Consider the following 21,771-nt stretch of genomic DNA (forward strand, 5'->3'; position numbering starts at 1 on the left):
GATCCTCCCGCCGCCAGCGAGCTGTCGTAGCTAAAGTACCAAAAATAGCTGGTGGCGACGGTGATCATGGCAGGCCATATAGCCTGCCGCTGGCGGGTTGTCACCCCCCAATCGGCGCGTACGGCGGCGAGGCGCCTCAGGTCTTGCTGTTACGTGCCGCCATTGCCATGCCGATCAAGGTGGCGCCGCCGAACAGCAGGTTGATACCGACGAGCACACCGATCGCCCAGTCCGCCGAGCTTGGCAGTCCCGTGATCACCATGAACGAGATCGCGATGTCGACGAGGCCGGAGACCAGAAGCCACGACCAGCGGCCGCTCAACTCGCGGCGGTGCTCCAGCGCGTACATGATGGTGGCGACGCCCTCCGCGAGGAAATAGGCGCCGAGCACGATGGTCAGCGTCAGCACGGCCTCTATCGGCCGGGCCAGCAGCAGCGTGCCGGTGAGCACGGCCAGAGCGGCCGAGATCAGCGACCACCAGAAGCCCGGCGTGCTGCGCGCCCAATAGGTCGCGATCAGTCCGCCGATGCCGCCGATCAGGAACATCCAGCCGAGGAAGATCGCGGTCGCAAGACTCGCGAGCGGCGGGAGGACCAAAGCGGCAATGCCGAGAACCACGAGCAGGATGCCCTCGAACAGGAAGGCCTTCCAGTGCGTCTTGACCGCCTGGTTCATTGCGGATTGCAGCCGTGAAAATTCCTCAGGCGATGTCATGAAGTCCTCGATCTCGTCAGCAGCCCATGCAGCTCAATCTAGTATGTGTCCACCGCGCTTGCCATCGCGCGGCTCAGCCGCCGCCGGGCGCCGAGGAAAAGCCTTCCGCGCTGGTGCGGATGCGGTTGCGGCCGAGAACGTAGATCGCCGTCGTGACAATCAGAAGCGCGAGGCCGAGCAGGATCGAGACGAAACCAATCGGGATCAGCGCCAGCGTCAGGTTGCGCTCGGGGTTGATCAGCCAGTGATGGATCGAGGTCAGCACGAAGGCGAGCCCCAGAAAGCCGATGCCGCCGCCGGCCAGCAGCAGCGCCCACATCCGGCGGAGCTGGCTGAGCCGCTCACGCGCGACATCGGTCCGCGGCGCGTGGTGGCGCGCGACGCGCCGGACCAGGCGGACGGCGAAAGCAATCGAGCCGAAGCCGACCAAGAGGCTTGCGGCGCCCAGCCACATCCGGAGCGTAGGATCGAGATCGGGCATGCGCTGGAGCGCCAGCAACGGGAAGTCGAAGGCCGAATGCAGCGCGAGCGGGGCGGCGAAGATCAGTAGCCGGCTGGAGAGGCGTGCCCAGTCGCGATGGCGGCGGTTCGCGCCCAGTGCCGTGCCTGCGCGCGCGATCGTCAAGTAGGCCCCCGCGATGATGCCGAGTGCGCCGTGGAAGGGCACGGTCAGCACGCTGCGCAGGGCGGCCAGCGAGCGCCACATCTCCGCGTGCTGGACCAGATAGGCGAGGTTCTCGTAGGCGGCGAAGCCGAGGCCGACCGCGGCGCCATAGACCACGGTGTCCATTGGATTGGAGAAGGTCCGCCGCTTGGTCGACGAAATCAGCACGATGGCGATCACCTTGACGGCCTCCTCAGGCAGCGCGACGCCGAAGATCGAATGCATGGCCAGCGCCGCCCAGGGGTCGTCGGGGGCCGCGACCATCTTGGCGAAGGGAGCGCGGGCGAGCCCAAGGAGCGAAATGCTGGCCGCGCCGAGCAGGAAGGCAGTCCAGACCTGGGCCGGCGGGCCAGGGCGCTCTTCGGCAGCGATGACAAGCCACAGCATCAGCAGCGCCGGGGCGATGGCCGCAGTTCCAATGACGGTGGGGAGCGCTTCGATCAGATACATTGGCGCCGAAAATAGGTTCCCTTGATCCGCTTATCTACGTCGGGCCGATGCGACCATGTGTCATGCGCCTGCTGTCCGCTCGCTGAACGCGGGCGATAGCTGCCGTTCATTCCCGTCGCCTGCGAAGGAGTAGAATACAAGCGCGATCAATTGCATGGCAAAAAATGCTCGTCATCCATGGCAACGACCCTGCGTCGGATGTCGGGTCGAGATTGGTGAGCCAGATCAAGGAAATGCGCAGGTTTCTTCGATCCACTGCGCACCTCTCCCGGCAGCGGATCCGCAGGCGGGATGGCCTGTCTCAAGGCCGGCGCGGCGGCTCGTGGCCTAGTCCCGCTTCCTTGTTCGCCCACGGGGCGGGCCTGCGATCCGGCGCGACCGCATCTGCTCAAGCTCCCAGAATGCAGGGACCAGGCACGTGCCGAGGCAGAAGACGATGAGCAGCAACAGGAAGGCCTGATCGACGGCAGGGATGTGTATCATGGCGATGATGAAGCAACGCCCATGCCAGAGGTTCCCGCGATGGCCGGCGCCTGGCGCAGCCGCGCATGACCGTAAACGCCGCTTGCTCAGCAGCGACTCGGCGGCCGCGAATCCGTTCTTCAATGCGCTGGGAGCGGCGACGGCGCGGCGGGAGCGACGTCGAAGGCGCCGAGGTGGAATTCTTCGCCGATCGATGCGTCCGGATCGGCCGGTTGCGCCAGCAGGGTGAACGCGGCCTGTGGGTATCGCTTCCAGATCTCGATATCGCCGGCGGTGATGGTGAGCCAGCCGAACGTGTACATGTAGCGTCCGGGCTCGGTGACCCGGCCGACCCTGTCCCAAGTGATCTTATCAACTGCGACTTTATCAACTGTGATCTTGTCGACTGCCATTCGGTCCCCCGAGCGCAAGTCTGCACATTGACGTCCGGCCCGAGGCACAGACCTACATAAGCTGATACCGCATTTTGGCCGCGATAGGGCAGCGATGCGGTGGATCAGGCCGGCTGCGATGAGCGCACGATCAGGCGGACGAGGTCGTCCCGGGACTGCTTCTCGGTGAATTTGACCGCAAAGCCGTGCGCGAATTTGCGGATCACCCGCCCGACGCAGGCGCCGACCGCAAGCGGGGTTCCGATCGGCGGATCGTACTCGGAGGACACCGCGACGCCGGCCGTCGAGACGTCGATGATGAAGCACGAATGAGTGCTGCCGTCCGCGAGGGTCAGGACTGTGTGCGAGACCTGCGGAACGAAGCGCGCATCACGCCGTAGCTCGCGAACGCTGGCATCCTTCTGCTTCTTCTCGAGCCAAGTCAGCTTTTCCGACATCCAGGCGCGCCGCGCTCGCGTCATGTCGAGCTCCATCAGGAAGCCCGCCTTCAATGTCGCGCTGATGGTGCACTGGAATTCGCCGAAATCCTGGAAGTAAGAGGTCACGCGCTCGCCGACCTTGCCGACGACGGGCACGTCCACGATCATGCGGAAGGGCGAGACGCGCTTGGTCCGGCAGGCGAAGCTGCGGAGCTTGCCCTCGCAATCGTACCAGCGGGGCAGCGAGTAGCTGCCGCTCACCGCAACGTCCACTGCTCGTTGCCTGAGGAACTCTTCGACGGACATGATCGCCGATCTGTTTGGGGATTCCGTAGTTCCACGGCTAGCGGCCAAACTCTAAGCAATTGATACCGGCGCGCATGAGCAGGGGTAAATTTCCGGTAAATGCGCGAACGAGAGTCGCGCGATGGCTCGCGGCGTAAGGTCGCAATACCGTCACAGCAGAATCAAGCGATGGCGTTTCAGACCAGCCCGAGCAGCACCAGCAGCGCCAGCACGCCAACGAGAATGACGGTCTTTATCGTCGTCCGAGCCAGGCCGTCCGGCCTGATCGACAAGTTGAACCGCGGACCTGCGCGCCGGATCGTCAGCGCCGCGAGTGCATCGAAAATGGCGAGTGCGAGAGCGATGCCGGCGATCCAAAACCACGAGGCGGCCGGTGGCATCCACGCGGCGAGAAAGGCGGGGACGGAGCTTCTCATGGATACGAGCAGCGCGATCCAGGCGAACCAGAACACGGCGCCTTTGATGATATCGGGGCCGATCGTATCGGGCTCGAACCTGATCCCGATCGCTCCGAACGCGCTTTCGATGCGCGTGCCGTTGCCCAGGAAGAGAAACGCGCCGAGGCAGAGAGGAACGCTGGACTGGAACAGGAGCGCAACGATGCCGAACAGGATTGCGTAGCTGCAGGCATCGCCGAGAATCGTCATGCCCGCCGCGGGCGGCGATGATGTCTTGGGCTGCGTCTTGGGCTGCGCAGCCGCGCCCTGGCGCTGCGGAAGCGCTCTGGCGCGCGCCATGTGCTCGAGCATCCTGGCACGCCGGTCCGGCACATGGGGTGCCGCGCGATGCATCCAGGGCGGCGGCTGCGGGGCAGCGCCGGAATGGCTCTTGGGAATGGTCTCGCGCTGCTCCACGGGCCTGTACCGGTTCCGATCGGAGATTGGTCGGAGGGCGGAGGCGGGGAGTTCATGCCGCGGCGGAGGATTGTCGGCGTTGGCGAGCCATCGCGCAGCTGGCGCTCCCTAGCGGAATCGAACCGCTCTCTCCACCGTGAAAGGGTGGCGTCCTAACCGATAGACGAAGGGAGCAAACGCAGGGCCCCGCCGCTTGCCGCGGCACGGCCGCTGGCCGGCCGAACAGCGCCCGGCGGCTTGCAGCGGGCGAACGTATAGTGGCGTTTGCGCTCCCGGGCAAGCCGTTCGGGAACGGACTTTTGGCGCCCGTGGATAGCGTGGACCGGGGGGCATCGGGGGAGATTTCAACGGTTTCTTAGGGTTCCCTGCGTAGCGCTGGAGCGGGAGATTTTCCAAATGCCACCGCCGAAAAAGCGCGCAGCCCGCAAGCTGTTGTCGCAGCACGCCTGGATCACCCTCGACGGCGGCTTCGCCGCGCGGCATTGCCTGGTCCGGGACATCTCGGACACGGGCGCGAAAATCACGCTGGACGAGGACGCGAGCCAGCTTCCGGGCGTGATCCGGATGGCCTTCGCGCGCGACGCGCGCACCGGGCGGAGCTGCCAGGTGGTCTGGCGCCGCGGCAAGTCGGCCGGCGTCAAGTTCATCTGATCGCGGACGCCCCGATGGCGCGCCCCGCCGGTCCGGGCTACAAGGCGGCGATGCGTACGCCGCTCCTCATCCTGATCTCGTTACTGGCCACGTCCGCGACCGCGGCCGAGAGCCTCCGCCTCCCGCCCGCCGAACGGCAGCAAGCGGGCAACGCCCCGCCGTTGAAGAGCGCCGCCGGAAAGGCAAGAGCGGGCTCCTGCGCCTCCTACGGCCCGCGCTTCGTCATGGTCGAGGGCACCGGGACCTGCGTGAAGATCGGTGGCTCGATCAGCATCGACACCAGCGTCAGGCGCTAAGGGCCATGCCGGCGGACCTGCTGCGGCTCGACCTCATCGTTCCCATCATGATGTATTGCGCGCTGCTGTGGTGGGTCGGCCGCGGGCTGAGCTGGACGGCACGGCTGGCGACCGCCGTGGTGACGCTGGTGCTCATCATCGCCGTCCTGCTGGTCGAACGCGGCTGGCGCTGAAGCCCCGACAAAACTGCGAAAACAACCCCATGCACAGTAGCCAAGTCACGGCAAACGCTGGTCATTCCGTTCTTAGGATTTGGCGAATATGGCTTTGACGCGTCGGGCAAAACAGGGGTATGATGTCATCGTTGAAAGGTGCGGCCGATAGGTCGCGCGGCTTGCCCAGACATCACCTCCGCCCGCGCGATCGCTGCAGCTTGCACCCTGCCAGCGGTCACGACATCGGCGGTGCGACGAATTGTGCAAATCCGGGCCGTTTGCCGAGCTCGGCGAGCCAGCGGGTGAGGTGCGGCTGCGCGGGCCGGCTGATGCCTTCGACCCCGAGCCAGCGCCGCGCATAGGACCCGATCGCGATGTCGGCCAGCGTGAACGCATCGCCCTCGATGAAGCGGCGCGATGAGAGCAGGCGGTCGGCGATGGCCCAGACCTCGGCGGCGGCATCGGCATCGCGCTGCACCTGGATCATGTCGCGCTCGGCGGGCGCCGTGCGCACGATGCCCCAGAACACCGGGCGGTCGACCGGCTGCACGGTCGACAGCGTCCAGTCGAGCCAGCGGTCGACCGAGGCGCGCTGCTTCGGCGCCTCCGGGTAGATCGGCGTGCCGCTTCCATGCGCGAGGCAGAGATAGCGCATGATCGAATTGGACTCCCACAGCACGAAGTCGCCCTCGACCAGCGTCGGGATCCGCGCATTGGGGTTCATCGCGAGATAGTCGGCCTCGCGGGTCTTGCCGTATTGCATGCCGGCGTCGACGCGCTCGCAAGCGAGGCCGAGCTCGGTGAGACACCACAGCACCTTCTGCACGTTGACCGAATTGGCGCGGCCCCAGATCGTCAGCTTGGTATCAGGCATGAAGCGTCTCCCCGCATTGTCGCTTGCTGCGGGTGATAGCGGAATTCGGTGCCCGGAGCGATGCGCGATTGCGGTGCGCCCCTCATGCAAAAAGCTCCGCACGCGGCGGAGCTTTCGTTGCAAAGTTCAACCTGACGGTCAGCGGCCGAAGAACAGCCACAACAGAATGATCACCGGGATCGGCACGCCAATCATCCACAGCAATAGCCCTCTCGCCATCGCATCCTCCTCCAATTGTCTCACTGGAGGGTGAACGCGGGCCGTGCGCGCTTGTTCCGCGCGCAAACCTACCAATGACCGGTGTTCGGCATCGACAGCCACGGCTCCTGCGGCGGCTTCGGATCGCCCTTCTGCAACAGCTCGATCGAGTGCAGGTCCGGCGAGCGCACGAAGGCCATGTTGCCGTCGCGCGGGGGACGGTTGATGGTGACGCCGGCCTTCATCAGCTTCTCGCAAGTGGCGTAGATGTCGTCGACCTCATAGGCGAGATGGCCGAAGAAGCGATCCTCGCCGTAGGTCTCCTCGTCCCAATTGTAAGTGAGCTCGACCAGCGGCGCGCCGCGCGTCGGCGGCTGCTTCTTCAGCGCCTCGAGATCGTCCGCCGAGCACAGGAACACCAGTGTGAAGCGCCCCTTGTCGTTCTCGATCCGCCGCACCTCCTTCAAGCCGAAAGCATCAACATAGAATTTCAGCGCGACATCGAGATTGCGCACGCGCAGCATGGTGTGGAGGTATCGCATGGTTGTTGCTCCCTGGAACGGATGGAGAGTTTTGTATTGGGACGGGACGGCGGGGTAGGAAATAGCAGGAAAAGAAGAGGAGGGGCAGGGGGCCGAGGCAAATGTGCGTGAAGGGTGCCGGGACGGCTCGGACTGCATCACGTTCGAAGCAGTGCCGCCATCTCTTTCCAATGATAGATTCGCGCCTTCTCCGTTTGATGCCGCGCGGCTTTGGCGATGGCGTGCGCGATGTCGTTCCCGGCGAGCCCTCGATACCTGTCGGCCGGGCCAACGAGCAACGGATTGAGCACGCCCCATATCGCGATGATGAGGCGTTCACGCGGGCGGTCTTCGTCGCGCTCGCCGAGGATCATCGACGGGCGGAAAATATGCGTGTGCTCGAAATCGAGCAAGAGAATGTCCCGCTCCACCTCGCCCTTGGTCCTGAGATAGAACACGCCGGAGCCGGCGTTGGCGCCAACGGCCGTGACCAGAAACGCCGACCGCGCGCCGTTCCCCCTGGCGATCTTGGCAGCTAACAGCGGATAATCATGATCAATCTTGTAGTACTCTGCCTCGTCAGGGGTGTGCTTGCGCGTCGTCCCGAGCGCGATGAATATCTCGTCCGCAACCAATTGCGGCTTGAGTGCGGGCAGGGAAGCGAGATCGCCGATCAGCACGGTGAGCTTCGGATGGCTCACCGCCAGCGGCTTGCGGGCCACCGCCACAACCCGCGAATAGTCGGGACTGTCCAACAGGTCGCGCAGCAAATGCGAGCCGATGAAGCCGGTTGCGCCGAAGACAAGTGCGGTTTTCATTCAAGCCACCGTCTTGCGTTGATTGCCTGATCGCTACCGATACTAAAAGCGAAAAATTTTGGGCTAGGGGCCTTCTGGACCGTCTCGTGCACGGATTTGGATGACTGACGGCGGTAAAGATTCCCGCATAACGCATCGCAATTCGCCTGTCAGATCAATCACTAACTCACATAGCGAGCCACGGCGCTTTAAATACATGTGCGATGTTGCAGTCTAACTATCTGGAATCGCGAGATTACCACTTTATCTGTGCCAGTCTTTTTGCGCAGATTTGGCGGGATGTGCCTAAGTAGAAAAGTCCCCCTGAACGATTCGCTCTTCAAGTTTTTCAAATGGAGAGCTGCGTCATGTCGGACAAACTTCTGGTCAATCTATGGGGCGCGAGCATCAGCGCTGACGGCGTCTGGGCGATCGGGGCTGCTGTTCTGATCGTGGTGGTCATCGCCGTAGCGAGGCGAGCTTGATTAGGAGATGAGCCACGGACCCCCATGAAAAGCAGGCGAGGCTTTTCCACCCGCCATCCACCGTTTCGTGTTTTGGGTGGAGGGCTGAGCGGCAACTTGCAGAAGACTCTTGCCAACGCTGCAAATCAGGGCGCAATAGATTATCCCCCCAGAAAGAAAATGATTCGGGTCTCACGATCTCAATGGAGACCTGTGTCATGTCCGATCATCAGCTACGCTTCAAAGGCCCTTTCTTCGAATTTGATGCGAAGGGCTGGATGGCGATCCTCGCTGCCATCGTCATTGTTTCCCTTGTCCTATGGCTGGCACGGTAGCTCCACGGGCCTAGCGTCGGGAGATTTCGAGTGCACGACGATCTTCCCCCGGATCTTCCGCATCTCGCATAGAAAGCCGTTCGTCGCCCACTGCCGGAGATAAAACGCCGGGATAAAGTGATGTCTGCTCGGATCACTCATGGCCAACAAAAAGCCCCTGAGGGCTTTATTGGGCGCCGAGGAGCGGGGAGGAGGCGCCGAACCTCGGTATAATCACAAACCTTCACCTTCCAAGCAATCCACCTTGACGTAGCAGTTACGGTGACGGTGCTGGACTGTCACCGCAATTGCCACCCTAGTTCGTCTGGCGACCGGATCGCCAAATCCTCGCTCTCGCGCTGAAGCCAACTGAATGGTCATCCCCCCGCGGCACTTGAACCCCGTCAGAGGTGGTGCCGACTAAACGCCATGGCCGCACTCGTTGCAGAACTCCTGTTTGACCTCGTCAGAAGCATCGCTGCTAGCTGGCCGAGACAGGCTGCGGTGGCCATCTCTGCGTGGCTCGATACGAAGATTCATGGCCGTGCTGCACGCGTTGTCGTGGGCGGCCTTCTCGGGATCGCCGCCTATTTCCTCATTCCCGTTATCGCCGGCCTGCTGGGGCTGTGATGTACTCCGTTAAAGCGAGCCTCATCATCGCATTGGCAATCGGGGCGTTCATCTCCTCAGTGCTCCTCGTCGCGGAGCCGCTAACCGACTTCGCGTTCCTCTCGCTGGAGTGGCCGGGCATCACCGCGGCTTATTTTTTCTGGGGAGCGGTCGGAGGATCCACCTTCCTCGGCATCGCCATTTGCTGGGGCGTGAACGCACTGACCTACGGTCTGGGCGCTTTCGTCATTCTCAGCGCCTTTAAGGTGCTGAGGGAAGCATGAAGCCCTGGGCTTCAGATGATGGGAAAGATTGCGAGGGTTGCTGCGCTTTGGGGCACCGCGGGGCTGATTGGCTCGACCTTGATAGCAGCCGAGGCCGCAGCGTTTGTTTGATCATGCACGGCCAACTCCGGCGACCGTGCCCACTCGCTCACGCCGCCTTCTCGACATCCTTCACGACGATCTCGACTTCGAAATAGCCCATGTCACGGAGCTCGGCGGCCTTCTTCTCGGCCGCTTCCCTTGTGTCGCGCTTCAAAATGATCTGGCCCGCTCCGTCGCGGGCGCAAACGAAATAAGGCATTTTCGATTCCCAATTTCGTTTGCATACACATGGTTCCGGATTCCCGCAAGAATACGGGTCACCGCTCCAGCCCGGCCTTTTGCCGCATCTCGTCGATCAGCTCCGAGGCCTCGGCCTTGGTTAGTTCCTCCTCCGGCAGGTCCTGGTGCGCCTGCTCGGCGAGGGTCTTGAGATAGGATTCCTGGGCTCCCGTCATCGGGTCGTCCCCGGAAACCCAATCCTTCGGTTCCTTCCGGGTATTGTCCGCCATCGCAAATCTCCTTTTCCGTCAAACGCCGGACTCGACTCTTCGTTCCGTTTTTGTTCTCTTTGGCCATATTCATATCGCGAGGGCTGAACATGCCGGACCTGGACTTTGTCAGGCGGGAGATCGAACGGATGCGCATCCAGATTGGCAGGCAGAGAAAGGAGATCCTGCAGCTGCAGCGGGCGGGCGTCGGGACCGCCTCGGCCGAAGCGCTGCTGTCGCGGATGGAGGCGAAGGTTGAAAGTCTCTGCGCCCAGCGCGACGCGCTGAGGAGCGCAGAGCCGCATCACAACAAGGGCAGGGTACTCGGCGGGAGGACATGGTGAGCAGGCGCTGGTTCGACGACGAGAGAGAGCTGTCGCCCTTCCTGACCGCGCTCGAGGACGTTCGTAGAAAGGCGACGCGGGAAGGGTGGTGCTATGCCCACGTCCAGGCCATCATCGTGGCCATCGACCAGTACGCGGAGGCCGCGACAGGCAACCGCGAATATTTCCTGAACAAGCCGGTTTCAATCGGCGACAACCGGAAGGCCGCGGATATTCCGTGAGGGACTGTGCCCTCGTGTCGTTGCTCGTGCATCGCATCGGGGCACGTCGCTGGTGTCAACGCTCGTGTTCGAGATGCGCCGTCAATTTGCACGGCGCCAAATTGCGATGACGGTGGTCCCAACTGCAGCTGTTCGCCGAGAGCGGCCACAAGCTGGAAGAGTAGCGATGGCCGACGGCGCGCAGGCCTGCCGCCATCGCACCGTCTTCTGCGCTCCCGTTACGACGGGGAGCAAGCAGCAACAGGGACGAAGACGTGCGCGCTCGTCGTTGCGCCGATCAGCGTGGCGAGACCGAGGAGGAGGGCGCTGACCTGGTCCGACCGGGCGAAGCGGCCTTCCTCGGCGGAGTAGTCCGTCGCGTTTTGCCGGGCTTCGGACGCGCTTCGGGTGTGATCCCGTTCTGCTCGTCGAATTGCTTCAACCAGGCCTGGATGTATCGGGGATCATCGGGACAAAGCTGTTTAAGCAAACGAAGGTTCTGCGCTCTGAATTCCACAAGGGTTTTCGGCATAATTCCTCCTCAGAACCCTGCCCGCCCAAAAGGTGCGTCGGGAGGGGAGCCGGGTCAACGGCAAAGAGAGGCTTGAAATTCCGGGCGAGCCGATGCAGCGCGCCTGAAACGAAAACCCCGCCTGGGGGAAGCGGGGTTCTCTGTCGGGGTGAAGCTTGGGGACGCTTCAACTGAAAGACGAGCAAGCCGGCAGAACGTTCAAAAGAGAATCCACAGCGCCGGACTTGCTGGGCAAACGCATATGGCTTCATTCGCGAGCTGAGCGCGCGCCTCGTCCTTCGAGACGGGAGCTTCGCGGTCTCCTCAGGATGGCTAAATGGCGTCGGTGCCCGCTGAAACTGCTGCGCGCATTCCGTCCTCACGGGAGCGCAGAAGCCATGGTCCTAAGGACTGGGCGTTCAAGAGAAAAGATATTCCGCGCAGGAGGAGCCCGCGGCCTGCGCTTCATTCGAGCAGGCGCGGGTCACGTCGAAGCTCCGCCAATTGCCCTCGTGACTGCCCGGCGTGCTTTTCAGGAATCTGTGACTTGCTGAAGCGATGTCCGCATCCCAGTTCCACTGGTGTGCGATCAGATGTGCGGAGGACAAAATGCGCAGATTGTTGGTGATGTTCCTCGCGTTGGCTTCGCTGACCCAGGCCCACGCGGAGGGGAAGGTAAACGGCCCGGACGCCTCGTGCAGCTATACGTTGGCGAACGGGGACACGTATCAGATACCAGCGGGCCAGAATCTCTGCTGGCGCGTCCCGCCGCCCTCTTACAAGGTGTACACGCTCCTGCGTTGTGATCCGCCGTTTCAGGAACTCAGCCGGGTCCAGCCGGGCGATGGCCGCTGTAACAAGTACGAGGAACGCCAATAACTGCCGCTGGATACGCGCCTCCGATGGCGGCTCTCACCGCGAGGCGTCACTTCAAGGCGTGATCGATCTTGTGCGCCAAGTGCCCGGTGTCGTGATCGCGACGCAGCTGGCTCAGCGACGTCTCGTTCAACTGGGCCAGGACCTCGCTGAGCTGCGCCGCATCGGGATACCCGGCCGCAAAGCCCTTTCCATAGATCTTGCGCAATGTGCCGACCAGCGTGTTGCCGTGCTTCTTGCTGATCTGGCCATCCTTGTCCCGATGGCGGCCATCCAGGCCCGGTTCCTTCATGTGTCTCTCCCGTGCGGCGTCTGAAGCGCCTGAAAAGAGCCTGCGCCCAAACGAGTCCACTGGCAATGGCATCCCGCGCGCGTTGACGACTGCCAGCGCCGCCGCAAGGGCCTGCGCTTCTCTCGCCTGCTTGTGAAGGCGCCGTCGATTGTGGCGAACCGATCGGGGCAACACATTGCAGGAACGATTGCTCGATTGGAGCTGATGCGATGCGCTCTCCCTTTGCCATGGGTCTCATGGGTCTGCTGCTCATGCTGTGCACCGCCGCAGACGCTGCAACAGTGCGTCACCCCCGCGCACGCCATGTTGCGGTGGACCGGCCACGCACGAACGCAACCCCGACGGCGCGCTTCGCGGTCCCCGGCTGGAGTGACGAAGCAACGCGGCGCTGGCTCGACAATGCCTCGTCGAACGTCGGCCGAGGCGGATAGCGGCGACAGGCGCGGGTGATCGCTCGGAACTAAAGCATGATCCGGAAAAGTGCGCAGCGGTTTTCCGAAAAGATCATGCTTAAACAACAACCTAAAGCGCGATGACGATTCATCCTAATCGCATCGCGCTTTAGGCGGCCTGCTCTTCAAACGAGGTGTAGACCCGGCCGTCGGGATCGACGACCTGAACGTCCCGGCAGCCGTCCTCGACAAGCTCTTTGGCTTTCTTGAGAGCGGCGGCGAGTGACAGCCGCTTGAGGTTGACGACGCCCGCCGTGTCGAAACCGTTGATTTCAAACATGCTGTCCCTCCGGTTTTGTGAAGCGTACACGTTTCCGGCGGCGTGTCTTCCGATTTTTGGGGTGGGAGGGCTTGGGGAACGGCAGCCAAGTGCCAAGCAGGAGCGATAAGCGCGTTGCGTGCACTGTCACCGCAACTCCAACGCATTCAGAAATCATGACATCAGTGCAGCTTCCAGAAGCGCAGAGCCATCGCTGTGCGGCATCGATCGCATCGGGGACGAGGGATCTTCCTTTTGGGAGACGGGAGGTCGGACGGCCACCCTCATCTCGCCCGGCACTCCCGGCGCTCTGATCCGCAATTGAATCGGCAGCCGGGAGCATTTGGGGGCTGGAACCCGAGCCGTGCCACATTCGCATCCGGGCGGCAATGCGTAGAACATCGCACTCCGGTAGTTATACGGAGTCCATTTTCGGAACGGGGTGTTCTATAGAATGAACACCGGCGCGATTTAAGTACTTGGTTCTATTTCTGCCGGGAATGCCGCAGTGGGGGCTGGAACCACGCTGCGGCTTTTCCCATTGCTTTGTTGGTTCATGTGGTCGGTCGCCGTGAGGACCATCGGCGGCTTACCCCTCTCAAAATCCGGCCGAACATCAGCGCCTCGTCGTCCGCAGGTTTTGCTGACAAACCGCCGCTCGAGATCTGACAGCCGCATGTCGTCAAGCCAGCAATCGGCATTGAGAGCCAAGCGGTGGCCGCACCGATCATCGGCGCAACAAGCGAGGACGCCGCAGACGCCCATCTCGTGCATCTGAAGAAGGCTTGAGGTCGTATCCTTTGCAGGGGTGATGCACTGTTGCTGCGTCTGCAGCGGTGCACAATACGAGCAGCAGACCCATGAAACCCACGGCAAAAAGAGAGTGCATCGGATAGCGGCGACAGGCGCGGTGATCGCTCGGAACTAGGCGGCCTGCTCTTCAAACGAAGTGTGGACGCGGTCGTTGGGATCAACGACCTGAACGTCCCAGCATCCGTCCTGAACAAGCTCTTTGGCCTTCTTGAGGGCAGCGGCGAGTGACAGCCGCTTGAGGCTGACGACGCCCGCCGTGTCGAAACCGTTGATTTCAAACATGCCGCTCCTCCGATTGTCGCTATCGCGGACGCTCCACTCGAGATCCCACGAACTGGATAATCTCCTGGGCGGAGTAGACGCCCTGCGGCGGCGGACCAGGAGGTAGCTTCAGTACACGCACATAGACGTCTTGGCCCGGTCTGATCACGGTGTCCACGCTGCCGGGAGAGGTCATTGTGAACGCTTGATTGCCGACGAACGTTGTGTTGCTCGTTCCGGGTGTAACGACCGTGGACGCTCGACTGGCGTCCGCCGCGCTGATGATCTGAAAATGCGTCCCGCCGGCCGCTTGCGTGGTTTCTGCGGCTTTGAGGAGGACATAGTCCTGCACCGTGGCGGAGTTAGTGTAAGCGTTGCCTCGTGACTGTATGCGCCACGTGTCCGCAGTCATCTGCTGCGCCGCAACGCCGCCTGTAAACCCCATCTCCTGATATTTCGTGCCGCAGCCGCCCAAAGCGAGGCATAGCCCAGCGATCGCAATCAAACGCATGCTCGCCCCCTTGCAACAATCAAGCGCAACTAGGGGGAGAGATCAACGCGACGTTCGCCGAACTGGTAAAAATACCGCGGCCCGCGCGGGGGACCGTTAGTTCGGCCGCGCTCGCCAGCCGGTTTCCTCGTCGGGAATGGTGGCGGTAATATTGACGTCGGTCCCAGCCGACTGGCGCCAGGCGGCCACCCCGAAGCACAAGGTCAGCAGGACGGCCGTCACTAACAACAGCACCGATAGAAACTGGCTCACTCTGACACCCCTGAACACAACGCCTCTGGCGGAGGAGCGAGCACGGGAAGACGATTCGGAAAATGCAGAGCCGCTGACCTACAGGCATGTTTCCTCAGGTTGTAAAACGGTGGATGAGCACGTTTGACCTTTTGCCCGCCGCGACTTACGGCACATCATCCAAGACGTAGTGATATTTCCTGGGCGCGGGGTCGAATCTCGCCAAGCTCTTCCTCTTGGCCGCAGACCAGACACTTGAAGATGGAATCGTCGTTGTGCTCCTCCGGACCGGTGAGGTCTGACCGGCACGTTCCACAAAGGATGCGTTGGTTCGATTGCGTCATCTTTCGCTCCTGATAGGCGGTTGTCTCCGGGGGGCACTGATGAACCCGCCAAGTACCTTGCGGACTTAGAGTTTCAAACCACTGAGAAGCCCAAAGGGAGCCGTCTGCGGCTTCTCGTTCGCCAACTTCCCGACTTTCAAACCAAGGATGCCGCCCAGGTGCGCGAGGGAGTTGTGCTGCGAGTTCATAGGCGGCATAGCGCCCGGATCAGCCGCTGTTCCACCTCGTGGAAGTGCACGTTGCTCTGAGCGTTGGTACGATGCACCCAAAGCTCATTGGCGCCGTCGCGCTTCGCCTGATCGATGCGTTTGTGGGAGCCGATCGCGATGGTCTGAACCTTCTCTTTCGGCCGCAGATCGATTGTCTCGCAAATCAGGCCGATGATCATCGCGAGCGGGATGGCAGCAATGCCTGCCAGTAGTCGCGTTTCATCAGCGCGGGCTTCCGCCGTCGAGTGGTCGCGTGCAGCCTTCTCGCGGTACGGAGAATCGAGAGTTCTTCCCACCTGCTTCCCAGTTTCAGTTTTCTCGGAACCAAAATGGGTAGTGTTGCCGATCAAGTCTTTGATTGTGCTTGGTGAGCGCGCTGGGGCTCGAACCCAGGACCCCGTGATTAAAAGTCACGTGCTCTACCGGCTGAGCTACGCGCTCCCATGGCCGCTGATGGCTTCGACAGAGATCGCCATCGTGCTCGGACATTCGAGAAGCATGTCTTGCCGCTGCGCTCTTAAGCTTGCGTCGCGGGGAAAAACCGGCTGTTTCCGGATCATGCTCTCGGCCCGCGCTGTGTAGGGGGAGTGGCCGCGGAGGTCAATAGTGCGGGTGGCTACCGAAGTTCATGGCAGGAGCGGGGATTCGCTCGCTGCTTCCGCTGGTTAGGTCGGGAATCTCAACCTGATTGGCGGGACGCCATCCACGCCGAACAGCGAGGATGGCCTCCCGCCCGTCAGTTCGTCTCCCGCCGCACCTCGCTCGGCACGGTTTGCGGCGCGCCGACGGGGGGCAGGGCGACCGGGCGCAGGCCGATCAGCTCGGCGGTGCGGATCGCGCTGTCGCGCCAGAACTGGAAGGAGTTGATCCGGCTGAGCTCGAGGATGGCGATGGCGACCGCGGCGAGAAACGGCAGGCTCTGCAGCACCAGCACGCCGGCAAAGATGTAGATCTCGGTGATCTGCCGGAAGCTGTTGGAGGCGACCAGCACGCCGGCGCCGATCAAGAGCAGGGAGCCGATCACGGCCTCCCAGAACGCCTGGAACTCGATCGACATCCTGCTGAGGCCGCCCTTGGAGGTGCGGGCGAACGCGATGTGCTCGGTGATCAGGCCCTGCGCCACCGCGCGCGACACCGTCCATTGCACGCTCATCGCCGCGATCATCGCGCCCAGCATCTGGCCCGGCTTGATCGCGACGCGGGCGCGGTACATCGACAGGAAGTGCGCCAGCGAGACGACGAAGGCGCCGATGATCGGCAGCGTCAGGATCTTGTCGGGAATGGCAATGTCGGCGAAGGCGACGATCGGCACCCAGACGAGGTTGAGCAGCGCCACGACCACGCCGAGGCTTTCGGCACCCAGCCAGTTCAGCCAGCCGAGGCCGTATTCGCGCTTCTGGTCGGAGGTGAGCCGGCTCGCACCCGGCAGGAAGCGGCGCCAGTGCTTCTTCACGATCTGCAGGCCGCCATAGGCCCAGCGGTGGCGCTGCTTCTTGAAGGCCTCGTAGGTGTCCGGCAGCAGGCCCGCGCCATAGCGGGTGTTGGTGTAGTGGGTGGTCCAGCCGAGCTCCTGGATCGCAAGGCCGAGATCGCTATCCTCGCAGATCGTGTCGCTCGACCAGCCGCCGGCCATGTCCATCGCGGCGCGACGGATCAGGCACATCGTGCCGTGCACGATGATGGCGTTGGCCTCGTTGCGCTGGACCATGCCGATGTCGAAGAAGCCGGCATATTCGCCGTTCATGATGTAGTGCATGATCGACAGGTCGCCGTCGCGATGCTCCTGCGGCGCCTGCACGAGGCCGACACGCGGATCGGCGAAGGCCGGCACGAGGTCCTTCAGCCAGTCGGGCTCGACGACATAGTCGGCATCGAGGATGCCGATGATCTCGGCATCGGCGGCGGTGCGGTCCATCGCAATGCGCAGCGCGCCGGCCTTGAAGCCCTGCACCTTCTCGGCGTTGATGAACTTGAAGCGTTCACCGAGCGCGCGGCAGTGGTCCTGGATCGGCTGCCAGAAGGCGGGATCCGGCGTGTTGTTGATGATGACCACGCATTCGTAGTTCGGATAGTTCAGCCGCGACAACGCATCCAGCGTCTGCTTGAGCATGTCGACCGGCTCGAAGTACGCTGGGATATGGATCGAGACCTTCGGACAGTAACTCTCCGGCACGTTCTCGACCGGCCTGCCCTTGGTGAGAAGCCGCTGCGGCGGCCGCCCGAAAGCGACCGCTGCGATCTCGTCGATGCGCGCCATCGCGATGAGAACAAGAGGAACAAGGAGGATCATGCCGAGCGTCAGCGCGAAGGCCGAGCCGAAGATGAAGTAATGGCTGTTCCAGAAGGCGAACACGGTCGCGGCCCAGGCGCCGACGCCGTTGGCGGTTACCGACAGCAGGAAGGCCTGCTTCGCGGTCGCTTTTTGGATCCGCAGAATCGGCAGCGATAGCAGGACGCCGACCAGCAGCGCGATGCCCATCAGCTTCCAATAGTCGGGGTTCTCCACCGGGCCGGTCCAGGCGAATTTCGGCTCGCGGCTGGCGTTGAGGATGCCCCAGTAGGGACCGACGCCGCCTTCGAAGAATTTCCAGGGCTGATCGATGGCTTCGACGATGTTGTATTCCATGCCGATGGCTTCGGCGCGGGTGACGAAGTCGCGCAGAATCAGCGCCTGCTGGAACGGGCCGGGATCGGCGTTGCGCAAATTGTAGCCCTGGCTCGGCCAGCCGAACTCGGCGATCACGATGCGCTTGCCGGGGAACAGGTTGCGCAGCAGGTTGTAGCGGTCGACGGCCTGGTCCACCGCCTGGTCCGAGCGGAAGTTTTCCCAATAGGGCAGCACGTGGGCGGCGATGAAATCGACGTTGGAGGCAAGGTCGGGATTGTCGCGCCAGATGTTCCAGATCTCGCCGGTGGTGACGGGCACGCGGACCGCGCCCTTCACCTTCTTGATCATGTCGATGAGGTCTTCGACCTTCTGCTCGCCGCGGTAGATCACCTCGTTGCCGACGACGACGCCGACGACGTTGCTGTTCTTGCGCGCGAGCTCGATGGCGGCCTTGATCTCGCGCTCGTTGCGATCCTTGTCCTTGTCGATCCAGGCGCCGACGGTGACCTTGAGGCCGAACTCGGCCGCGATCGGCGGCACCAGTTCCACGCCGCCCGTGGACGAATAGAGGCGGATCGCGCGCGTCATGGTCGACAGCGTCTTCAGGTCGGCGCGGATTTTCTCGACGGTCGGGATGTTGTCGATGTCGGGATGGGCCGAGCCTTCGAACGGGGCGTAGGAAACGCTGGGCAGGAGGCCCTTGAAGTCAGGCGCGGGTTCCTTGTCGCGCAAGACCCCCCAGACTCCTGCATGGAGCGCAGACACGAGCAACAGAACGGCGGCGACAACGCGCATCGCGGCTAAACCAAAAGGGGCTGAGGTGGCAGGGAAGCGGATCCGACCCCGAGATCCGACCAAGTCCGCGGCAAAGGGAGCATACCTCTGCCGCGCGGTTTCACAACTGTCATGGCCTCATGTCCTTATGAGGGCATGCCTTTTGGGATGCGTGGCAGTGCCAACCGTCTCTATCGCCGATCGTTCCTGAACGGCAGCTGAAACGATCGCGGCTATTTCGCGGGCGCCGGGGACGGGCTTGCCGCAGGCGAGGGGCTCGCCGCCGGCTGCGGTGCCGGGGAGTTGCCTGCGGCCGGCGCTGCCGGCGGGGAGGCCGCGGCCGCCTGCTGCGGCTGGGCGTTCGGGTTGATCCAACACGCGTGCACGCGGCTGTCCAGGGTCTCGGCGACCTTCGGATCGATCTGGCCACCGAACCGGGTCAGGCAGCGGAACGCGGCCTGGATGTGGCCGCCGGGACAGCCGAAGCGGTCGTAGAGGTCGAGATGGCGGAACGCGGTATCGAGGTCGTCCCGCCACATCAGCCGCACCACGCGCCGGCCAAGCCAGACGCATTCGGGGTTGCCGGCCGGGCCGTTGATGACCTGCGCCGCTTCCGCGAACTCGTCGGTGCGGCGCTGATTCTGGGCTGCGTCCTTGGCGGCGTCGGCGGGCTGGGCGGCCGCCTTGCCCTGGTCAGGGGCCGGTGTGCCGCTCTGGGCGGAGGCGCCGCCGACACCAATCAGAACGAGCAAGGAGGAGACGGCCAAGGTGGCGGCGAACTGCCGCAGGACCGCATTTCGTAACTCGAACACCCGTTGCCGCATGAATTCCCCAATATATCCGCTGACCGTCCGCGCCGAGACCTCGCGGACGCGCTAGCTGATGGCGTCCAAATGGGTCTCCAATGCGGCGGAAAATTCCCGTCGAATCCCATGACCTGTATTTCGAATTTTGTCCAGCAAAGTCACGATCCTAGCCCACGGCCGAACGGCCGCAGCCAAATTCCGCAGGGTGAGGAGCGGGTCGGTCGCCTGTTACCCCTTGGCAGAAGGCGTGCGAGCAGGTAATCGACGGACCCTTCGCGGAGGACGGAACCGATTTCTCTTCGTACGCCACTGGCGCTTCTGCTCGTTTCATTGGGTGCGATCGCTGCCGTGTGGTGGTGGCTTGCCACGCCGATCACGCTCGCGCGCGCCCCGATCGACCCCGCCGACAAGGTCCAGTGCGTCTCCTACGCGCCGTTCCGCGGCGAGCAGTCGCCGCTGGACGCATGGACCCATATCGAGGCCGACCAGATCGAGCAGGACCTGCGCCAGCTCAGGCAGATCACCGACTGCATTCGCACCTATTCGATGGAGAACGGGCTCGACCAGGTGCCGGCGGTTGCCGCCAAGGTCGGCGGGCTGAAGGTGCTCCAGGGCATCTGGCTGTCCAGCAACCGCACCAAGAATTTCGAGCAGGCCGCGCTCGCCGTTCGCCTCACCAAGGAATTCCCCGACATCATCAGCGCGGTGATCGTCGGCAACGAGGTGCTGCTGCGCGGCGAGATGACGACGGCGGACCTCATCTCGATCATCCGCTCGGTGAAGGCGCAGGTCAGCGTGCCCGTGACCTATGCCGATGTCTGGGAATACTGGCTGAAGAACCGCGAGGTCTATGACGCCGTCGACTTCGTCACGATCCACATCCTGCCCTATTGGGAGGATTTCCCCGTCAGGGCGAAATTCGCCGCCGCCCATGTCGGGGCGATCCGCGAGCGCATGGCGGTGGCGTTTCCCGGCAAGGAGATCCTGATCGGCGAGACCGGCTGGCCGAGCGAGGGCCGGATGCGCGACGGCGCGCTGCCGTCGCGGACCAACCAGGCGCGCGTCGTCTCGGAAATCCTGAGCCTTGCGAAGACGCAGAAGTTCCGCGTCAATCTGATCGAGTCCTACGACCAGCCGTGGAAGCGCAAGCTGGAAGGCACCGTCGGCGGCTATTGGGGCCTGTACGACTCGGTGCGGCGAAACCTGAAATATCCGCCCGGCCAGCCGATCAGCAATTTCCCGTACTGGAAATGGTACATGGGCGCCGGCATGGGCCTCAGCGTGCTGGTGTTCGCGGTCGCGATGATCACGCTGCGCCGGCGGCCGTGGACGCCGCGCTTTTCGGCCTGGCTCGGCGTCGGCATCTCGGCGACGACGGCGGGCATCCTGCTCGGCATCGGCATCGACAAGATGTACTACGAGAGCTACGGCATCGGCGGCTGGCTGCTGTGGGGAGCGCTGCTGCTCGCCGGCATCCTGTCGCCGATCTTCTGCGCGCAGGCGATGGTGATCGGCCGCAGCCTTCCGACCTTCCTCGATCTGCTTGGCCCGCGCGAGGGCCGGAAATGGTCGAAGCTCACCGCGGTGCTCGGCCTGACGCTGGCGGTCACGGCCGTGATCGCGGCGCAAACCGCGCTCGGCTTCGTGTTCGACCCGCGCTACAAGGATTTTCCCTACGCCGCGCTGACGATGGCGGTGGTGCCGTTTGCGCTGCTGATGCTGAACCGGCCGCAGATCGGCCAGCGTCCGATCGCGGAAGCGGTGTTCGCGGGCGTGCTGACGCTTTCGGCCGCCTATGTGCTGGTCAACGAGGGCCGCGACAATTGGCAGTCGCTGTGGACCTGCGCGATCTATCTGTTGTTCGCCCTCACGCTGTGGCGGGCGCGGGCCGAGCAAACCCAAGAATGAACAGGCCGATCGCAAGGCCGGACAGCACGACGTTGTAGAGCACGATGCCGAGGCCGGCGGCGACGATGCCGACGGTGAGCAGCACGATCGACGGCCGCATCAGGTTCAGCGTCGCCACCACCAGCGCGACGATGCCGAACACCGAATTCTTGAACAGGACGGTCGCGACCGAACGCGCCTTGCAGATCGCAGTCTGCAGGCCGGCGTCGCAGGCAAGCGCGACCGTCGAGAGCTCGATGCCGAGATAGCGCAAGTAACTGGCATAGCCGACGGAGACGAAGCCGACGACGATCAGGAACTGCACCTGGTAGGGCGTGAGGCGAAAGGGCTTCTTTGTCATGGGCGCAATATGATCGGGATGGCGCGGGCAGGCAACAGGGCAGGCGACGTTTCTGT

29 protein-coding genes and 2 tRNA genes are annotated in these 21,771 nt (G+C 63.2%); 9 read left to right on the plus strand and 22 right to left on the minus strand.

Annotated elements, in window-relative coordinates:
* Positions 1-136: 136 nt before the first annotated feature.
* The 6 genes from ACM42_RS26480 to ACM42_RS26505 form a co-directional block, all read right to left on the minus strand.
* Positions 137-715: an HdeD family acid-resistance protein gene (locus tag ACM42_RS26480; RefSeq protein ID WP_271530632.1), complete on the minus strand. Its 579-nt coding sequence runs from the start codon at positions 713-715 to the stop codon at positions 137-139.
* Positions 716-788: 73 nt separating this feature from the next.
* The gene (locus ACM42_RS26485; protein ID WP_271530633.1) at positions 789-1,829 is read right to left on the minus strand and encodes a PrsW family glutamic-type intramembrane protease; all 1,041 of its coding nucleotides are present in this window, start codon (positions 1,827-1,829) and stop codon (positions 789-791) included.
* A 602-nt stretch (positions 1,830-2,431) separates the two neighbouring features.
* Positions 2,432-2,704, minus strand: coding sequence for a hypothetical protein (locus tag ACM42_RS26490; protein WP_271530634.1), 273 nt, complete (start codon positions 2,702-2,704; stop codon positions 2,432-2,434).
* Between the two features lie 104 nt (positions 2,705-2,808).
* Positions 2,809-3,429: a PilZ domain-containing protein gene (locus tag ACM42_RS26495; RefSeq protein WP_271530635.1), complete on the minus strand. Its 621-nt coding sequence runs from the start codon at positions 3,427-3,429 to the stop codon at positions 2,809-2,811.
* A 176-nt stretch (positions 3,430-3,605) separates the two neighbouring features.
* Entirely contained in the window at positions 3,606-4,283 is a 678-nt protein-coding gene (locus tag ACM42_RS26500; RefSeq protein WP_271530636.1) for a hypothetical protein, read from the minus strand.
* Between the two features lie 99 nt (positions 4,284-4,382).
* Positions 4,383-4,457: transfer RNA gene (locus ACM42_RS26505), tRNA-Glu, on the minus strand.
* Positions 4,458-4,679: 222 nt separating this feature from the next.
* On the opposite strand from ACM42_RS26505, the gene ACM42_RS26510 reads away from it, so the two are divergent.
* From ACM42_RS26510 to ACM42_RS26520, 3 genes are read left to right on the plus strand one after another with little or no spacing between them, the layout of a single operon-like run.
* On the plus strand, positions 4,680-4,934 hold the full coding sequence (locus tag ACM42_RS26510) for a PilZ domain-containing protein (RefSeq protein WP_028177535.1): 255 nt from the start codon (positions 4,680-4,682) through the stop codon (positions 4,932-4,934).
* Positions 4,935-4,984: 50 nt separating this feature from the next.
* Positions 4,985-5,230, plus strand: a complete 246-nt coding sequence (locus ACM42_RS26515) for a hypothetical protein (RefSeq protein ID WP_271530738.1) — start codon at positions 4,985-4,987, stop codon at positions 5,228-5,230.
* Between the two features lie 5 nt (positions 5,231-5,235).
* Positions 5,236-5,403, plus strand: a complete 168-nt coding sequence (locus tag ACM42_RS26520; RefSeq protein ID WP_035678397.1) for a hypothetical protein — start codon at positions 5,236-5,238, stop codon at positions 5,401-5,403.
* A gap of 217 nt (positions 5,404-5,620) precedes the next feature.
* Here ACM42_RS26520 and ACM42_RS26525 read toward each other — a convergent pair whose 3' ends face one another.
* From ACM42_RS26525 to ACM42_RS38745, 4 genes are all read right to left on the minus strand, one after another.
* The gene (locus ACM42_RS26525; RefSeq protein WP_271530637.1) at positions 5,621-6,259 is read right to left on the minus strand and encodes a glutathione S-transferase family protein; all 639 of its coding nucleotides are present in this window, start codon (positions 6,257-6,259) and stop codon (positions 5,621-5,623) included.
* A 287-nt stretch (positions 6,260-6,546) separates the two neighbouring features.
* Positions 6,547-6,999 carry a VOC family protein gene (locus ACM42_RS26530; protein ID WP_061880415.1) on the minus strand — a complete coding sequence of 151 codons (453 nt, stop codon included), beginning with the start codon at positions 6,997-6,999 and terminating at the stop codon, positions 6,547-6,549.
* Positions 7,000-7,136: 137 nt separating this feature from the next.
* Positions 7,137-7,796 carry an NAD-dependent epimerase/dehydratase family protein gene (locus ACM42_RS26535; RefSeq protein ID WP_271530638.1) on the minus strand — a complete coding sequence of 220 codons (660 nt, stop codon included), beginning with the start codon at positions 7,794-7,796 and terminating at the stop codon, positions 7,137-7,139.
* Between the two features lie 760 nt (positions 7,797-8,556).
* A complete protein-coding gene (locus ACM42_RS38745; protein WP_442868948.1) occupies positions 8,557-8,715 on the minus strand; it encodes a DUF4238 domain-containing protein in 159 nt (52 codons plus the stop codon).
* 267 nt (positions 8,716-8,982) lie between these two features.
* On the opposite strand from ACM42_RS38745, the gene ACM42_RS26540 reads away from it, so the two are divergent.
* Together ACM42_RS26540 and ACM42_RS26545 are read left to right on the plus strand one after the other, a co-directional pair.
* A complete protein-coding gene (locus ACM42_RS26540) occupies positions 8,983-9,183 on the plus strand; it encodes a hypothetical protein (RefSeq protein ID WP_271530639.1) in 201 nt (66 codons plus the stop codon).
* Complete coding sequence (locus ACM42_RS26545) at positions 9,183-9,446, plus strand: hypothetical protein (protein WP_271530640.1); 264 nt, start codon at positions 9,183-9,185, stop codon at positions 9,444-9,446. The genes ACM42_RS26540 and ACM42_RS26545 overlap by 1 nt, the downstream gene beginning before the upstream one ends.
* 148 nt (positions 9,447-9,594) lie before the next feature.
* Here ACM42_RS26545 and ACM42_RS26550 read toward each other — a convergent pair whose 3' ends face one another.
* Positions 9,595-9,747 (minus strand): hypothetical protein, encoded by a 153-nt coding sequence (locus tag ACM42_RS26550; RefSeq protein ID WP_271530641.1) that lies wholly within the window; start codon positions 9,745-9,747, stop codon positions 9,595-9,597.
* 58 nt (positions 9,748-9,805) lie between these two features.
* Positions 9,806-9,997 carry a DUF3072 domain-containing protein gene (locus tag ACM42_RS26555; protein WP_239623481.1) on the minus strand — a complete coding sequence of 64 codons (192 nt, stop codon included), beginning with the start codon at positions 9,995-9,997 and terminating at the stop codon, positions 9,806-9,808.
* Between the two features lie 89 nt (positions 9,998-10,086).
* On the opposite strand from ACM42_RS26555, the gene ACM42_RS26560 reads away from it, so the two are divergent.
* From ACM42_RS26560 to ACM42_RS26570, 3 genes are all read left to right on the plus strand, one after another.
* Positions 10,087-10,320: a hypothetical protein gene (locus ACM42_RS26560; protein ID WP_197968518.1), complete on the plus strand. Its 234-nt coding sequence runs from the start codon at positions 10,087-10,089 to the stop codon at positions 10,318-10,320.
* Entirely contained in the window at positions 10,314-10,541 is a 228-nt protein-coding gene (locus tag ACM42_RS26565) for a hypothetical protein (protein ID WP_124160848.1), read from the plus strand. The genes ACM42_RS26560 and ACM42_RS26565 overlap by 7 nt, the downstream gene beginning before the upstream one ends.
* Positions 10,542-11,640: 1,099 nt before the next feature.
* Complete coding sequence (locus ACM42_RS26570) at positions 11,641-11,910, plus strand: hypothetical protein (protein WP_271530642.1); 270 nt, start codon at positions 11,641-11,643, stop codon at positions 11,908-11,910.
* Between the two features lie 46 nt (positions 11,911-11,956).
* Here the strand turns inward: ACM42_RS26570 and ACM42_RS26575 are convergent, their stop codons facing one another.
* The 9 genes from ACM42_RS26575 to ACM42_RS26615 all read right to left on the minus strand — a co-directional run bounded on the left by ACM42_RS26575 (position 11,957) and on the right by ACM42_RS26615 (position 19,485).
* Positions 11,957-12,199: a hypothetical protein gene (locus tag ACM42_RS26575; RefSeq protein WP_028181762.1), complete on the minus strand. Its 243-nt coding sequence runs from the start codon at positions 12,197-12,199 to the stop codon at positions 11,957-11,959.
* Between the two features lie 561 nt (positions 12,200-12,760).
* Positions 12,761-12,931 carry a hypothetical protein gene (locus ACM42_RS26580; protein ID WP_271530643.1) on the minus strand — a complete coding sequence of 57 codons (171 nt, stop codon included), beginning with the start codon at positions 12,929-12,931 and terminating at the stop codon, positions 12,761-12,763.
* Between the two features lie 903 nt (positions 12,932-13,834).
* Entirely contained in the window at positions 13,835-14,005 is a 171-nt protein-coding gene (locus ACM42_RS26585; protein WP_271530644.1) for a hypothetical protein, read from the minus strand.
* A 19-nt stretch (positions 14,006-14,024) separates the two neighbouring features.
* Positions 14,025-14,495 carry a CC0125/CC1285 family lipoprotein gene (locus ACM42_RS26590; RefSeq protein ID WP_271530645.1) on the minus strand — a complete coding sequence of 157 codons (471 nt, stop codon included), beginning with the start codon at positions 14,493-14,495 and terminating at the stop codon, positions 14,025-14,027.
* A 96-nt stretch (positions 14,496-14,591) separates the two neighbouring features.
* Positions 14,592-14,747 (minus strand): hypothetical protein, encoded by a 156-nt coding sequence (locus ACM42_RS26595; RefSeq protein ID WP_271530646.1) that lies wholly within the window; start codon positions 14,745-14,747, stop codon positions 14,592-14,594.
* Between the two features lie 507 nt (positions 14,748-15,254).
* Complete coding sequence (locus ACM42_RS26600) at positions 15,255-15,629, minus strand: hypothetical protein (protein ID WP_271530648.1); 375 nt, start codon at positions 15,627-15,629, stop codon at positions 15,255-15,257.
* Positions 15,630-15,644: 15 nt separating this feature from the next.
* Positions 15,645-15,720 (minus strand) — tRNA-Lys (locus ACM42_RS26605).
* Positions 15,721-16,015: 295 nt separating this feature from the next.
* A complete protein-coding gene (locus ACM42_RS26610; protein WP_271530649.1) occupies positions 16,016-18,682 on the minus strand; it encodes a glycosyltransferase in 2,667 nt (888 codons plus the stop codon).
* 212 nt (positions 18,683-18,894) lie between these two features.
* Positions 18,895-19,485, minus strand: a complete 591-nt coding sequence (locus tag ACM42_RS26615) for a beta-1-3, beta-1-6-glucan biosynthesis protein (RefSeq protein WP_271530650.1) — start codon at positions 19,483-19,485, stop codon at positions 18,895-18,897.
* Between the two features lie 330 nt (positions 19,486-19,815).
* On the opposite strand from ACM42_RS26615, the gene ACM42_RS26620 reads away from it, so the two are divergent.
* The gene (locus tag ACM42_RS26620; RefSeq protein ID WP_271530651.1) at positions 19,816-21,375 is read left to right on the plus strand and encodes a glycoside hydrolase family 17 protein; all 1,560 of its coding nucleotides are present in this window, start codon (positions 19,816-19,818) and stop codon (positions 21,373-21,375) included.
* Here the strand turns inward: ACM42_RS26620 and ACM42_RS26625 are convergent.
* Positions 21,335-21,715, minus strand: a complete 381-nt coding sequence (locus ACM42_RS26625; RefSeq protein ID WP_028178746.1) for a hypothetical protein — start codon at positions 21,713-21,715, stop codon at positions 21,335-21,337. The two genes, ACM42_RS26620 and ACM42_RS26625, sit on opposite strands and share 41 nt — an antisense overlap.
* Positions 21,716-21,771: the final 56 nt, after the last annotated feature.

Source organism: Bradyrhizobium sp. CCBAU 25338 (assembly GCF_028128965.1).
Classification (GTDB): Bacteria; Pseudomonadota; Alphaproteobacteria; order Rhizobiales; family Xanthobacteraceae; genus Bradyrhizobium; species Bradyrhizobium liaoningense.